This window comes from Pedobacter agri, assembly GCF_032678665.1.
GTDB lineage: Bacteria > Bacteroidota > Bacteroidia > Sphingobacteriales > Sphingobacteriaceae > Pedobacter > Pedobacter agri_A.
Window position 1 is genome coordinate 167,997 of record NZ_JAVTSH010000006.1, and the last position, 14,470, is coordinate 182,466.

Sequence of the window (14,470 nt, forward strand, 5' to 3'; positions counted from 1 at the left end):
TAGAGATATACGATTTAACAATTATATCTATCCTTTGTTCAAAAAATTATTATTGTTTTAAACGCATTAAAATCTAGCGGTCACTTCGCTCTTCCATTTTCAAATCGGTATCAAACGGACTCTTGGTAAACGGATAAATGGTTTGTTTAACAAAGCCTTTCGGATATTCGGCTTCGTGCACTCCGGTACCAGCGGGCCATTCTTTTCCTGGCAAATAATAAGTGCCAAACATCATATCAATAAAAGGAAATATCGATGCGAAGTTGTGTCCATAATATTTTGGATCTTCGCAATGGTGCCAGTGATGATATTGCGGCGTGGTAAAAATATACTTTAGCGGGCCAAAGTTAATTCTCGTATTCGCGTGAATTAATACGGCGTGAATTGCAATGAAAATGATGTACACATTAAAAACCGTCGATGAAAAACCCAGAATATATAGTGGAATAAATGTCATTGTCCGGGTAAAAAATATATCAATGAAGTGCGTTCGGCTTCCGGCCAGCCAGTCCATGTTTTGGGTAGAATGGTGTATAGAATGAAAACGCCATAAGGATACCCGCGTATGAAAAAAGCGGTGCGCCCAGTACTGAAATAAATCTGTGGTAAAGAATGCTAAAAACAGTGCTACTATAAAGGGTAAACCCTGCACCCAGGTATGTAGTTTATCCAAGCCCATCCAGCCGAAAAATAAGACAGCAGGCTTTTGTGTTACAATTCCGAAAAACTGGATAAATAAGTGGCTAATCACGAAGTAGGTTAAATCTGTTCGCCATTCTTCATGGAATTTAGTTTGTTCATTGTTCTTTGGGAAAAATAATTCCAACGGTACAAAAATGGCAACCATCAATAATAAATCCAGAATCATCCAGTCTAAACCGAAATGCCAGCTCGATTTTGCAACATCTCTTCCTTCTACACTTAAGGCACCTAAAATTACTGCCAACGCCGCCAATGCAAAACCTGGCCAGCCCCATTTTAATTTTTTACTTAAAATTACACTAAGAGCGGCGAAAAAAAACGAGGTAATTACACCGCCCCGCATCAACGCCTCCATGCTATCTTTTGTGTAAATTTCACGAAATTCAGGCGTAGTTAATTTTTCAGGATAATGGAAACATAAAATTCCGAGGAGGGCTAAAACTGCTAAAAAAATAGAGATGTAGCCGCTAATTTGGCCTTGGCCGACTACTAAACGTTTATTTGGAGACATTAAATTAAATTTTGTTAATTAACAATTATACTGAATTTTAAGTATTTGTACAGAACTGATGCAAAAAATTATAGTGATAAAATATAGTTAACGCTGGCATTTCAATAATATTCTGACAAACCTTTTTTGCTTACTTGGGTTGGTTTAATAGTCATTGCTAAAAAAGCAGTGCTTAAATTTTAAATAATCCCTATTTTTGAAAACAACACGGTATGCTAGTTAACTATTTACGCCTTTTACTTCTCCCTTTTTCTTTTATTTATGGTTTAGCCATTACGCTTCGTAAAAAGCTTTACGATTGGGGAATTATGCGTTCGGTAAAATTTGATTTGCCAGTAATTTGTGTGGGTAATCTGGCTGTAGGTGGTTCGGGAAAAACACCCACAACCGAATATTTAGTAAGGCTTCTATCAGAATATAGAATTGCCATTTTAAGTAGGGGATATGGGCGCAAAACAAAAGGTTTTATTCTTGCTGACGAGAACGCCACCGCAGAAACTATTGGCGATGAGCCTTTGCAATATTATCAAAAATTTACGAATGTTACCGTAGCGGTTTGCGAAGAACGGGTGGTTGGAATTGAGAAGCTGAAGGAAAATCATGATCTCATCATTTTAGATGATGCATTTCAGCATCGTGCTGTTACCGCAGGACTAAATATATTACTCTTTGAATTTAGAAAACTGGGAACGTTGCAATTTTTACTCCCGGCAGGAAATTTAAGGGATGTCTTCTCTTCGCGAAAAAGAGCGGATGTTTTGCTGGTTACAAAGTCGCCGGTTCCATTATTACATGTTGCACAGCAGGCATCAATCAATGAATTGCAGCCGAATAGCACTCAAAAAGTATTACACTCTTATTTGAAATACGGCAATCTTCAGCATTTATATAGCGAAGAAAGCCTTCCACTAGAGTCGATAAAAGACTATCAAATTTTCCTATTAACCGGAATTGCCAATCCGGATCCTTTAATTGAAGAGCTTGGAAAGTATTCGGAGCATATCAAACATGAGAAATTTCCGGATCATTATAACTTCAAAACTGATGATATTAAAAAGTTCAGGTCGGCATTTGATGCTAGTGAGAAAAAAGAAAAAATTATCATCACAACAGAAAAGGATAGCAAACGTTTAAAAGCTGCGGGATTTAAAGATTTACTGGTAAATTTACCCGTATATTTTTTACCCATTGAGGTTGATTTATTTGAAGAAGATAAGATTACCTTTGATGAACTTATTTTAAACTATGTTAAGAGCAATAGAAGAAACCGTTGAGTATATAAAACGTAAAACCGAAAACTTTAAACCAGAAATAGGCATTATTTTAGGGACCGGATTGGGTGGCCTTGTTAAAGAAATTGAAGTGGAGCATCAGTTGATGTACTCCAATATTCCAAATTTCCCGATATCTACATTAGAATTTCATAGTGGTAAATTAATTTTTGGAACCTTAAACGGGAAGAAGATTGTAGCCATGCAAGGCCGTTTGCATTATTACGAAGGTTACAGCATGCAGCAAATTACTTTTCCTGTTCGGGTAATGAAAGGCTTAGGCATCGAAAACCTGATTGTTTCCAATGCGGCGGGTTCCTTAAACCCTGAATTTAAAAAGGGCGATTTGATGATCATTGAAGATCATATTAATCTTCAGCCCGACAATCCTTTACGTGGTTTAATTGAAAGCTCACTGGGCCCACGTTTTCCTGATATGAGCCAGCCATATCAGCGTTCGATCATCGCAAAAGCATTAGAAATTGCCAAAACTGTTGATATTAAATGCCACAAGGGCGTTTATGTAGCTGTTTCTGGTCCGAATTTAGAAACCAAAGCAGAATATAAATATTTGAGATTGATTGGTGCTGATGCTGTTGGCATGAGTACTGTTCCTGAAGTGATTGTGGCCAACCATGCCGGATTACCTGTTTTCGCCATATCGGTGTTAACTGACGAAGGATTTCCCGAAGATTTACAGCCATTTAATCTCGACGAGATTTTGGAGGCTGCGGCGAAAGCTGAGCCTAAAATGACGGAGATTTTAACCCGCTTAATTGCCGAATTGTAAGATGCGTATCATTGTTCAAATCTGTTTCTTTATCTTATTGCTTTCGGGTACTCAAATGGCTTTTGCCCAGGATTTAAAAACGAACATAAACGATAAGTCGGAGGCAGATTCAATCAGGAAAAAACTTGATGCAAAAGATACAATCATTTATACAGCAAAGTTTATCCGTTTTACCAAACTGGCTTTAAGTAAAGATAGTATTGTTCTATTGCCGCTTGATACCTCTACAACCAATATTCAGAATTATAGTCCGCTGTTACAGCCGCAACACCCTACCATCAATAATGGAAATATGGGTTTGGCCGCAAGACCACTACTTTTCGAACCAAGCAAAAGAATTGGTTTTGATGCTGGATTTCATTCGCTTGATTATTATGCCTTAACTCCCGAAGATATTATCTATTACCAGGCCCGTGCACCATATACCAGCTTATACCTGATTAGTGCCGGACAAAAAGAACAGTTATTTAAGGCAACGCATAGTCAAAACATTAAGAAAAACTGGAATGCTGGTGTCAACTTTAACCGTGGCGATTCAAGAGGGTTCTACAGCAGGCAGCGTGGCGATAACTTAAATGTTGCTGTTTTCTCCTGGTATCAATCTCCCAGTAAACGTTACAATATGTGGGCATCGGCAATATTTAATACCATGCGGGCATATGAAAATGGGTCGACTCTAGATTCGAATATTTTTGAGCCGGGGTACAATAAAATCAGAAGGGAAGCTGAACCCGTTAAGTTAACCACTGCCCGCAACTTGTATCGTAAAAATACGGTTTTCCTAAAACAGACTTATTATGTAGGGCGGATTGATACATCAGCCAATTTTAGCAGTGCTGTTTTGCCAACAAATAAAGTAACGTATACCGTTGAATATAATAATGATAGTTACGACTTCGCGAAAAATGAGGAGGATACTTATGGTGTAATGCCGGAAGGTTTTGCCAGTACAACTTTCACCAACGATTCAACTCACGTTCAGCATTTAAAGAATGAATTTGTTTATAGTTTTTTTCTCCGGCCAAAAAATTCAACTGTTATTAAAAATGAGTTAAAGGTTGATGCGGGAATTCGCCACGATTATTATCAGCACAAATTTTTAGGTAATAAAGAAGATGGAACGCAATATGAACAAAGCCAGTTCACCTATCAAAACATCACCGTATTGGGTGCTGCAGGTTACCGTTTTACCAGTAACATCGATTTAAATTTAGATGTTCAACAAATATTGCAGGGCGAAAATGCCGGAGATTATTTGTATGAAGCGAAGAGTAGAATCTTATTGAGTAAGTCAGTAGGTAGAATTGAACTTGGTGCTTATGCGCAAAACCAAAGTCCGGCCGCTTTATTTAACTATTATCATGGTAACCATTATCGTTGGGATCGTCAGAGTTTTAGTAAAACTAAAGTCAACAACTTATCCTTTAACTTTATAAATGATAAGTATGGTTTTACCGCTGGAGCCAAATATTTTTTGACCAGTAACTACCTGTACTTTATGGCTGATTACAGTTATGGTACCAATGCAATTATGCCTGTTCAGGAAAGCAGTGATATTAGTTTGATTCGTTTGGATATCTCAAAAAAATGGCGTTTTGGCAAGTTTGTTTTAGAAAACTATATCGCTTACCAGAAAACAGATAAAAACGCAATTTTACGAACGCCAGAATTTTATACTTACAACAGTTTTTACCTGGATCAAACCTTTTTCAAAGTGCTGAAGGCGAATATCGGTTTTGATGTGAGGTACAATTCTGAGTATTCTAATTATTCGTACTCACCTGCAACTGCACAGTTTTATATTGGCAGCGACCGCATGTATAAATCGGAACCAGTTGTTGATGTTTACATTAAAGCGAACCTAAAACGTGCTAACTTATTTGTCAAATACGATTATGTTAACCAGGGATTATTTTCTCCGGGATACTATACCGTAAACCGTTACCCAATGCAGGATGCTTTAATAAAGTTCGGAGTAAGCTGGAATTTCTACGATTAATAAATGTTTTGGACATAAAAAAAGCGTCTTGATTTTAAAATCAAGACGCTTTTTGCTTAATGGTATTGCTTAGAAGGAATAACCTACAGAGAAACCTAACACACGGTTAGTTAATTTACCGTCACCAGATCTTGAATCTTTTGGTACCAGGTTAGATAAACCCAAACCATAATTTGCACCTACTAAAAAGCCAGAGTTGGTACGATACGCTAAACCAAAGTTAGCACCAAAGTCTGTTGAGCTATAGTCTTTATCTGTGCTGCTACCAAATTTTAAATCATCTTCATTTGTAACAGTTCCTGCAGCGTTACCGCCAGTAGTTACTGTTTCGTACTTATTTTTTCCAGAAATGTTGAATCCAACATATGGACCAGCTGAAATTTGGATGGCACCAGCATCACCTGTAGGGATTCTGAATACCGCATTAATTGGCACTTCAATAGCCATCAAATTTGCTTTACTTGAGGTGGTATTGGTAACGCCTGCAACAGTGGTTGTTTGCTCAAATTTAGCTCCCTTATTTTGAAGCGATACACCCGGCTGGATAAAGAAGTTATTTCCTACACCAAAATCTGCAAATGCTGTAACGTTAAATCCAACGTTGTTTTGCACATTATCGTTAAATTCTGAGCTACCGTTAAAATCGCTTGCACGGAATTTAGATAAGTTAACACCTGCTTTCAAACCAAATCTTGCGTCAGAACCAGTCATTGTTGATTGTGCGAATGCGCCTGTTGCTAATAATGCTATTGAGGCACTGAATAATAATTTTTTCATGATATTTTTTCTTTAGGTAAAGAATCTTGTTTAATGTTAATTACAAGCCCTGTTTCCAAAAGCTGTGCCAAAGTATCATGCCTGTTACAAAGAAGTGAGTTAAAGTATTGGTTTGCAGGGAGTTTTTAATGTTTTTGATAGCCTGTGGTTGTAACAAAAGACAATTTGAAAATTGGTTTGATGCTGTATAGATAACAGGAATATTCGCTTTTTGCCGACAGGTTTGCTTAAAAGATAATAGTAACGATTACGTTTTCTGTGGTTTCTTTTTTGCTGCCGGAAACAAGACATTGTTTAGTATTAATCTATAACCTGCAGAATTTGGATGCAGGTTTAAATCTGTTGGTGGATCACCAACCGCATGTTGATAATCTTCAGGATCATGACCGCCATAAAAAGTAAACTGGCCTTTACCAATTTCACCGTGTAGATAACGCACTTCTGCCGCCCCTTTATTTTCGCCTAAAACAGTAACGCTCGGTTTTACCACAGCTTTTTTGAACGCAGTTGTTTGCCCCATGAAACCTTTAATCACCTTATCGTGGTTTTGGGTAAGCATAGAGGGTACCAAATCCCATTTTGCTGAGAAATCGAACAAGGTAAAATAATCGTTCGATTGGTTGAGGTTTCGGGTTTGCGTGGCGTCGATGTCTGAGAACTCATAATTCATTGGGTTGTTATCCAATTTAAAGTTCTGGAAAGCCAGGCTTTTATTAAAGTCGAGTTTTGATTGGGCATTAGGATCGGCAGCATCCCCATCAAACATTTGCGCACAGATATCAACACCTTCCGCTGCCAAAGCAATATCGAAACTATCCGTTCCAGAACACATGGCAAACATAAAACCACCACCAGCACAATACTCTTTAATGTGTTTGGCTACTGATAACTTCATTTCGGAAACTTTCTTAAATCCAAGCCTTTTAGCAAGCGTTTCCTGGTTCTTCACGTCTTCCTGGTACCAGGTAGCATACCTAAAAGATGACCAGAAACGACCATACTGTCCGGTGAAATCTTCATGATGCAGGTGTAGCCAATCGTATTTGGTTAATTTATCCTGCAGAATGTCATCATCATAAATCACATCATAAGGAATTTCGGCATAAGTTAAAACCAGCGTAACGGCATCATCCCAGGGCAATTTGCTTTTAGGTGAGTAGACGGCAATTTTAGGCGTTTTCTCGAGTTTTACCATTTCCATATTCACCGATGGATCACTGATTTCATTAAGTAAGCTCACCACTTTTCCGTCAGCCATCACTTCATACGAAACTCCTCTTATTTTCAGTTCATCTTCGACTGTTTTATTGTATTTGATTAAAAAGCTGCCACCACGGTAATTTAATAACCAATCTACTTCTACCTGTTTGCTAATGGTCCAATAAGCAATTCCATAAGCCTTGAGGTGGTTTTTCTGGTCTTCATCCATGTAAATTAATAGGGAAGAGGCTTTTGCGCAAATGCTCGCGAACAAGCAAACAACCAAAATGAAATATTTTTTTTGAAGGACCATCATGAGATAAAACACTAAAATAACTTATTTAATACGTTAATGAAAATTTTAATGTTTTATGTGGTTAACAGGGCTAATGTTGATGGCAAAATCATCCTAAATAACTTAATTGAAATGAAAACGAATGGTTATCATGAGCATAGTTGAAGGACAACTGATTTTTCTTCGACTACCCTGCAATTGACGTTTTGTCATTCTGAACATCGTGAAGAATCTGCAAGCGATTAACAACTGCCTTCAAATACCCCCCCCCTTTTACAGTAAGATGCATAGTAAGTGATGGTGCTAATCGGCTAGAGATCCTTCGTTCCTCAGGATGACAACTACCTACGAATGTCATGCATAATGACTTTTATGAACTAAACTAACCCACAGATTGACAACATTTATGGTTTAGTTAATATAATTGCCTCCAAACCTTTTCTCGTAGATAAGGAGGAGCGAGGACAATAAACCCATCTAAGAATTACTGCAGACGTTTTTTAAACCCGACAGCAGCGGCAGCCCCCGATTTTTTCTATCGGGGCTATAGCGAATGGCGGGGCTGCAGGCCGCCAAGAATAACATGACCAATCATTTACTAAATATAAAAGATGTTGTATTAATACAAATTTGCTATTTTTGCCCTCTACTTTTAAAACATGAAGTTTTTTAAGTGATTAAAAATTAAATAAGTACCCACATTTGATATGAGTAAAGCAATAATAAAAACCGAAAAAGGTAATATGACTGTTGAGTTCTTTGAACAAGATGCTCCGAAAGCAGTTGCAAACTTTAAAAAATTAGCGAACGAAGGTTTCTACGATGGTGTAACTTTTCACCGCGTAATTCCTGATTTTATGGTTCAAACTGGTTGCCCAAATTCAAAAGATGGTGCAACAGGAATGCCAGGTACTGGTGGTCCGGGTTACAAAATTGACTGCGAGTTAACTGGTGAAAACCAATATCACGATCGTGGCGTTTTATCAATGGCACATGCAGGCCGTAACACTGGTGGTTCTCAGTTTTTTATCTGTCACAGCAGAACTAATACTGCTCACTTAGATCGTAACCACACAGTTTTTGGTAAAGCAGTTGAGAATGTTGATCTTGTGGATGATATCCGCCAGGGCGATAAAATTTTAGGAATTGAAATTATTGAAGGTTAAATTGCGTTGAGCGTTTGGCGATAGGCGAACTAAAGCTAACTCCAACCGCTAACCGCTTAACAAATACATTATGAATTTAAGAGGAATTGTTGCCGTATCTGGCAGACCAGGTTTATTTAAACTGGTTGGACAAAATAAAGTAGGTTACATTTTGGAGGGTTTAGATGCTCAAAAAACCAAAGTTGTAGCCAATATCACCAATACTAAACTGGCTTCGTTAGAAGATATTACGGTTTATGGTGAAGAGGAAGAAATTAAATTAGCAGACATTTTTGCTAAAATTTCGGAAAAAGGATCTACACCAGATTTGAAAAGTGATTTGCGTCCGTTTTTTTTAGAAGTGGCGCCAGGTCATGATCAGGAAAAAGTGTATGCTTCTGATATGAAGAAAATTGTTACCTGGTATAACCTGTTAAAAGATTTGCCTTTATTTACTGAAGAAACTCCTGAAACGCCAGGTTCTCCGGCTGAGGTTAAATTGGCAGAAGAAAAAGTTGCTGCTGATAAGAAAACAAAATCTACAGCTACAAAAGCAGCTGGAAGTGCTAAAGCCACAACTAAAACTTCAGCTCCTGCTAAAAAAGCAAACATGACAAGTAAAAAAGGCGTTTAAGCTTTTTACCATATTTCAAAAACACCAGGTTTATCGCCTGGTGTTTTTTTTATGCCTTTAAAAAAAGTAGTAAAGAATAGCTACAATAACTAAAGAAATGATGATGCTTATCCAAAGCATTTTATTATTGCCACTTTGGTTGCTTCTGTAACGGTATTGACGTTTATATTTATCTAACATGTTTTTTTATTTTATGATGATTTTGGAAAGCTAATTCCATATTGTTTTTTCGTATCCATCTTCCCTAATCCCTCTTCCGTACTAGCCGTGATGATAGGGTTCGCCTTTCAAAATACTAAATCCGCGGTACAACTGCTCTACAAAAAATAGCCTGATCATTTGATGTGAAAAGGTCATATCTGAGAGGGAAATTAATCCATTAGCTCTTTTATATATCGTTTCATCAAAGCCATAAGGGCCGCCAATAATAAAAATTAAATGTTGCACACTGCCAACCATTTGTTTGTTTAAATAATTGGAAAACTCAACAGATGAATATTTCTTCCCCTTTTCATCTAACAAAATAACAACATCGCCATTATTAATTTGTTTGTGCAGCAGTTCGGCCTCTTTTGCTTTCTGTTGTGCCTCACTTAAGTTTTTTACATTTTTTACATCAGGCAAAGGCAAAAAACTAAAGTTTATATAATGCTTTAACCTGTTGATGTATTTTTCTATACCTTCAATTAAATACTTATCCTCCGTTTTCCCGATGGCTATTAAAGTAATCTTCATTTAATATTTTCCTATCTTTAGAATTTTCCGCGAATCAAAGATAATGTTAAAAATACAAGCACAAATAATATCTGGCTACAGCCAAAAAATTAACGAGGTTACCAGTTTAATCAATCAAACCAAAAAATTGGTCGATCAGCTTTCTTTAGTGCGGATAGGACTGTTTTTAGCTGAGATTTTGTTTTTTGTGTTGCTGTTGAATTCAGCTGATGATAACAGTAGAACATTGATTCAGATTTTATTAATGATACCTGTGATTGGATTTGTATTTGTAGTGCGAAAACAAGCTAAACTTGATCGTGCAATCGAATATCAAAAACAATTACTTTGGGTTTACCAGAACGAGTGGAATCAACTGAACGCTCAGCCAAATGGTTACGATGATGGAAACCAGTTTGAATCAGAATCTCATCCTTACGCTTCTGATCTTGATATTTTCGGCAGGGCTTCATTGTTTGCGTTAATTAACAGGTGTTACACAAAAACAGGTAAAAAGCTGCTCGCAAATCGATTAGCAAACAAGTTAACTAAAGATGAAATTTTAGAACGGCAAGAGGCTGTTAAAGAAATACAGGGAAAAATTGCAGAAACATATGATTTTAGGGCCAACCTACACGGCCACGACATTGAAAAAATTGAACAAATAAAAACCCAGTTATACGGAAGCCTTGGTCAGCAACTTTTATTTGTACGTGGGCAATTTTTACGTTTTTACGTAGCCACTGCACCTTACCTAACTTTTGCATTGGTTCTGGCCGCAATTTTTATTGGTGGTTTGTTTAGTAATTTGCTAGGGCTTTTTGTGTTTATCCACCTGGGGATGAACATATTCCTCAATTCAAAAATTAATTTGGTTTTTTATAGCTTTGGTGGCGGCTCAGGTTTGTTAAACAGTTATAGCAGAGCCATAAAATGGACGGAAAACCATCAGTGGAAAAGCAGCTATATTCGCCGGTTGTTCACTTCAGAAATTCCTGTAAGTAAAGAAATCAGAACTTTATCCAAAGTGATTCAAAAATTCGATGCCAGGTTGAATTTAATCGTAGGCGGATTTTTAAACGGCTTGTTTCTGTGGGATTTGCAGTGTTGCATCAGCCTCGATAAATGGTATCAATCATCATCAAAAGATGTTATTACCGCACTAGATCATCTGGGTGATTTCGAAGAGCTTATTTCCTTCGCTACGTTAGCGCACAATTATCCCGAGTGGGTATTTCCGGAAATGGAAGATTTATTTAGTCTTAAAGGAACAGAAATAGGACATCCTTTAATTGCTGCTGATAAAAGAGTGAATAATGATTTTTACTTGGAACAGTCTCCTACGGTTGATATTGTTACCGGATCAAACATGGCCGGGAAAAGTACGTTTTTACGCACCCTTGGCATTAATATGGTTCTGGCCTATGCCGGAGCTCCAGTGAACGCAAAATCATTGCAACTCTCTGTTTTCTCGATTAATAGTTATATGAGAATTAAAGATTCACTGAACGAAAGTACTTCAACATTTAAGGCAGAGCTTGATCGTTTAAAAATGATTTTGAACAATATTGAGGAAGATAAAAATACTTTTGTATTGATAGATGAAATGTTACGCGGAACCAACAGCAGGGATAAATATTTAGGCTCTAAAGTTTTTGTAGAAAAACTGATTGCCGAAAAAACGCCGGCTTTGTTTGCTACACACGATTTGCAGTTGGCAGATCTCCAGCAAGATCATCCGCAAACTGTTCGCAATTTTCATTTTGATATTCAATTTACCAATGGTGAAATGAAATTTGATTATAAACTGAAACAGGGACCTTGCTCAACCTTTAATGCAGCAATTTTGTTGAAACAAATTGGTTTGAGTTTAACGTAATTTAGCGTAACAGGGTTACCGAACCGGTGTATTTTACTGTAGTATTATTTAAATGTGTACCAAAAATCACATAATAATATACGCCGGTTGGCAAATCGTTATTTTTAAAAGTTCCTTTCCAGTTGTCGAAAATGTTATCTGTAAAAAACACCTGGCTTCCATAGCGGTTGTAAATCTGAATTCTGTAGCGTTTTAAATTGGTAATGCCAACAACAAACTCATCATTTACGCCATCGCCATTTGGCGAAAATGCATTGGGTGTAAAAATGGAGGCTTCTTTTCTGATGATTAAATCGCCTTGCGTAATTGAATTTGAGCAGCCATTGTTTGAAAATGCAGTTAAAGTGATTTGAAATGTACCATCTGTTTGATACGTATGTATGGGGTTTTTTTCTGATGAAAGGGTTCCATCGCCAAAATTCCATTCGAAGTAATCGCCGTATTTAGAAGTATTAACGAAACTAACCGGAGCAGGTACCGAAAATTTAACATTGAATGATGGTTCAGTATAGAAACTTGCAATTGGAACATTCGCAATCGGAGGAATGGTGATCGTGGCAGGAGCTGAACTGCAGGTGCCTGAAGTGAGCACGATACGATATTCTCCTGCCTGATTAAAATTCGTAACTGGAATTTCGATACTGCTGGTTGTCGCGGTAAAATTATTTGGACCACTCCAGGCATAACTCATATTTCGTTGTTCTGGTACCGATAGCTTCATTACATCATTCAGGCAAAATGCAGGCTGGTTAATGGTGATTTCAGGGATTTCTGGTTTTATTTCGACTAAAATATCTTGTGTAAAAACTGAAGTACAACCATTATTGGTTTCGATGGTTAAGGTTACGGTTTTTAATCCGGGCGTTTCAAAAGTGATAAGCTTGCTGTCGTTTGCCGCGTCGAAATTCGCTTTTACTGATGGGCCAAAATCCCAGTTTATTTTGGTGTAGTTTTTTGATTCATTAACGAAAGAAAAACTTTGATTGGCTTCACATTTATTATTAATCACAACTGAAAAACCTGCCTCTGGTTTTAAGTCAACCGATAAAATGGCTAAAGAATTTTCCTGGCTAATACAATCGCCAACCTGAACAAATAATTTATAAATGCCAACATGCTCCGGACCAACATTTGGTATGGAAGGGTTCTGTTCAGCAGATGTAAAACCATTTGGGCCGCTCCAATGGTAGGTGGCCAGATTTAAGAAAGGTGTCGAAAATTGCAGAATATCTCCCTGGCAAAGGGTAACATCTGTGGCTGTTATTGCGGGTTTTTCTGGTGTTTTGGCTACGATAAAACTTTGGGTGGTAATTACACTGCAACCGTTTGTTGCCGTTGCTTCTAAAACCACCACTTTTTCGCCAGGTGTGCTGTACGTTATGGTGTAAGGACCAATTCCGTTAGCACTTGCTAAACTAGCGCCCTCACCAAACGACCATTTCAGTTCAGCATAATTGGCGGCAATAGCGTTGAATTCATAGGCCTGGCTATCTGTACAGGGATTTAATTTCTGTACAGCAATTTCAGCACTTGGACCAGCTAAATCTGCATCTCCGCCAAACTCTAAAGTAAACCCATTGTTTCCGCTGGAAAAGTTATCGATTAGGATCGCATAGGTATGGTTTTCTTCCAAATCTACATATTTCACAAAACCGTTCTGCCCGGCAGGGCAACCAGAAGCTTCGGTTAAATCCGTTTCGGTCATACTCAAACCGGTTTTGTAATAACTGGGTGTACAGGTAACGCCACTGCCTGCAGCACACCTGATTGCGTTTGATGCATTTACCATGCTGCAATTACCGTTTATGCCTAAATCATAAAATATCCAATCGATATCATTTGTGATAACCGTTGGGGTGATTACAAACGTAAAGGATCCGGCTTTGGATGCTTTGAACATATACCAGGCCGAATTTGATTCAGTACCTAAACAAGTGCCTGCCGATTCATTTCTGCTCGATCCGGTGCCCGTAACATTTAATTGCGTAAATGTTTCTTTTGAGCATAGAATGGAAACGGTACCACAATCTTGCCCAGGTTGCATGGGAGGGAAATAATTATCGAGGCATAATTTAAAAGTTCCGGTGTTATCATTTGCAGCACTTACCCGAACATAATAAACTTGTCCGGGCACCAAGGCGCCTTTGTAGAATGAGGTAACGTTACTCGAAGTTGTAGATGAACCAATCATCTCGCCGATGCCGGTTGCGCCTGGTTCAAAGGTATAAAGTGCTATTAGAGGATTAATTAATGTATTCGTGCTACTGGCATTCACCTGGCCGCTAACCGAAATATTAACATCATACTTGGTGGCCGTAAATTTAAACCAAACATCTTTCCCCGTCGCCATCCAACTCATAGGTTTGTTATACATATTGCTAGAAGTAGCTTCCGCATTGCTGTAGGCGGCATCTCCGCTGCAAAATGCAGTAGTGTTTGATATGTTAATTGCGTCAGCTAATTCATCGTTAACAGGAGCCGCAAAATTGGCCCAAAGTTTTGAGCAGAAAACGATGATTATCAAGAGAGTTAACGGTAAGCGCATAGGGTAAA

General features: G+C 37.8%; 11 protein-coding genes. 6 read left to right on the top strand and 5 right to left on the bottom strand.

The genetic code is table 11. The annotated features are described in order from the left end of the window. Nucleotides 1–73: 73 nt before the first annotated feature. Complete coding sequence (locus R2Q70_RS13995; protein WP_316808190.1) at nucleotides 74–1,213, bottom strand: sterol desaturase family protein; 1,140 nt, start codon at nucleotides 1,211–1,213, stop codon at nucleotides 74–76. Between the two features lie 212 nt (nucleotides 1,214–1,425). On the opposite strand from R2Q70_RS13995, the gene lpxK reads away from it, so the two are divergent. From lpxK to R2Q70_RS14010, 3 genes are read left to right on the top strand one after another with little or no spacing between them, the layout of a single operon-like run. Beyond that, nucleotides 1,426–2,487 (top strand): tetraacyldisaccharide 4'-kinase, encoded by a 1,062-nt coding sequence (gene lpxK / locus R2Q70_RS14000; protein ID WP_316808191.1) that lies wholly within the window; start codon nucleotides 1,426–1,428, stop codon nucleotides 2,485–2,487. Further along, nucleotides 2,459–3,274 carry a purine-nucleoside phosphorylase gene (locus tag R2Q70_RS14005; RefSeq protein WP_010601318.1) on the top strand — a complete coding sequence of 272 codons (816 nt, stop codon included), beginning with the start codon at nucleotides 2,459–2,461 and terminating at the stop codon, nucleotides 3,272–3,274. Before lpxK ends, R2Q70_RS14005 begins: the two co-directional genes overlap by 29 nt. Nucleotide 3,275: 1 nt before the next feature. Continuing rightward, nucleotides 3,276–5,273: a putative porin gene (locus R2Q70_RS14010; RefSeq protein WP_316808192.1), complete on the top strand. Its 1,998-nt coding sequence runs from the start codon at nucleotides 3,276–3,278 to the stop codon at nucleotides 5,271–5,273. A 69-nt stretch (nucleotides 5,274–5,342) separates the two neighbouring features. On the opposite strand, the gene R2Q70_RS14015 is transcribed toward R2Q70_RS14010, so the two are convergent. Then, entirely contained in the window at nucleotides 5,343–6,050 is a 708-nt protein-coding gene (locus R2Q70_RS14015) for a porin family protein (RefSeq protein WP_316808193.1), read from the bottom strand. Nucleotides 6,051–6,297: 247 nt separating this feature from the next. Further along, nucleotides 6,298–7,479, bottom strand: coding sequence for an asparagine synthetase B (locus R2Q70_RS14020; protein WP_316808194.1), 1,182 nt, complete (start codon nucleotides 7,477–7,479; stop codon nucleotides 6,298–6,300). Between the two features lie 773 nt (nucleotides 7,480–8,252). Between R2Q70_RS14020 and R2Q70_RS14025 the strand changes: the two genes are divergently transcribed. Together R2Q70_RS14025 and R2Q70_RS14030 are read left to right on the top strand one after the other, a co-directional pair. After that, a complete protein-coding gene (locus tag R2Q70_RS14025) occupies nucleotides 8,253–8,711 on the top strand; it encodes a peptidylprolyl isomerase (protein WP_316808195.1) in 459 nt (152 codons plus the stop codon). A 70-nt stretch (nucleotides 8,712–8,781) separates the two neighbouring features. Continuing rightward, nucleotides 8,782–9,324, top strand: a complete 543-nt coding sequence (locus R2Q70_RS14030; protein ID WP_316808196.1) for a DUF5606 domain-containing protein — start codon at nucleotides 8,782–8,784, stop codon at nucleotides 9,322–9,324. Between the two features lie 261 nt (nucleotides 9,325–9,585). Here R2Q70_RS14030 and rlmH read toward each other — a convergent pair whose 3' ends face one another. Next, nucleotides 9,586–10,059, bottom strand: coding sequence for a 23S rRNA (pseudouridine(1915)-N(3))-methyltransferase RlmH (rlmH, locus tag R2Q70_RS14035; protein WP_316808197.1), 474 nt, complete (start codon nucleotides 10,057–10,059; stop codon nucleotides 9,586–9,588). A gap of 43 nt (nucleotides 10,060–10,102) precedes the next feature. On the opposite strand from rlmH, the gene R2Q70_RS14040 reads away from it, so the two are divergent. Beyond that, nucleotides 10,103–11,917, top strand: a complete 1,815-nt coding sequence (locus R2Q70_RS14040) for a MutS-related protein (protein ID WP_316808198.1) — start codon at nucleotides 10,103–10,105, stop codon at nucleotides 11,915–11,917. A 1-nt stretch (nucleotide 11,918) separates the two neighbouring features. Here the strand turns inward: R2Q70_RS14040 and R2Q70_RS14045 are convergent, their stop codons facing one another. Next, nucleotides 11,919–14,441, bottom strand: coding sequence for a PKD domain-containing protein (locus R2Q70_RS14045; RefSeq protein WP_316808199.1), 2,523 nt, complete (start codon nucleotides 14,439–14,441; stop codon nucleotides 11,919–11,921). Between the last annotated feature and the right edge of the window lie 29 nt (nucleotides 14,442–14,470).

What these genes read in the sequence shown, in the direction of transcription:
- R2Q70_RS13995 (WP_316808190.1), bottom strand. Translation starts at nt 1,213, where the DNA reads ATGTCTCCAAATAAACGTTTAGTAGTCGGCCAAGGCCAAATTAGCGGC.
- R2Q70_RS14015 (WP_316808193.1), bottom strand. Translation starts at nt 6,050, where the DNA reads ATGAAAAAATTATTATTCAGTGCCTCAATAGCATTATTAGCAACAGGC.
- lpxK (WP_316808191.1), top strand. Translation starts at nt 1,426, where the DNA reads ATGCTAGTTAACTATTTACGCCTTTTACTTCTCCCTTTTTCTTTTATT.
- R2Q70_RS14020 (WP_316808194.1), bottom strand. Translation starts at nt 7,479, where the DNA reads ATGGATGAAGACCAGAAAAACCACCTCAAGGCTTATGGAATTGCTTAT.
- R2Q70_RS14030 (WP_316808196.1), top strand. Translation starts at nt 8,782, where the DNA reads ATGAATTTAAGAGGAATTGTTGCCGTATCTGGCAGACCAGGTTTATTT.
- rlmH (WP_316808197.1), bottom strand. Translation starts at nt 10,059, where the DNA reads ATGAAGATTACTTTAATAGCCATCGGGAAAACGGAGGATAAGTATTTA.
- R2Q70_RS14005 (WP_010601318.1), top strand. Translation starts at nt 2,459, where the DNA reads ATGTTAAGAGCAATAGAAGAAACCGTTGAGTATATAAAACGTAAAACC.
- R2Q70_RS14025 (WP_316808195.1), top strand. Translation starts at nt 8,253, where the DNA reads ATGAGTAAAGCAATAATAAAAACCGAAAAAGGTAATATGACTGTTGAG.
- R2Q70_RS14010 (WP_316808192.1), top strand. Translation starts at nt 3,276, where the DNA reads ATGCGTATCATTGTTCAAATCTGTTTCTTTATCTTATTGCTTTCGGGT.
- R2Q70_RS14040 (WP_316808198.1), top strand. Translation starts at nt 10,103, where the DNA reads ATGTTAAAAATACAAGCACAAATAATATCTGGCTACAGCCAAAAAATT.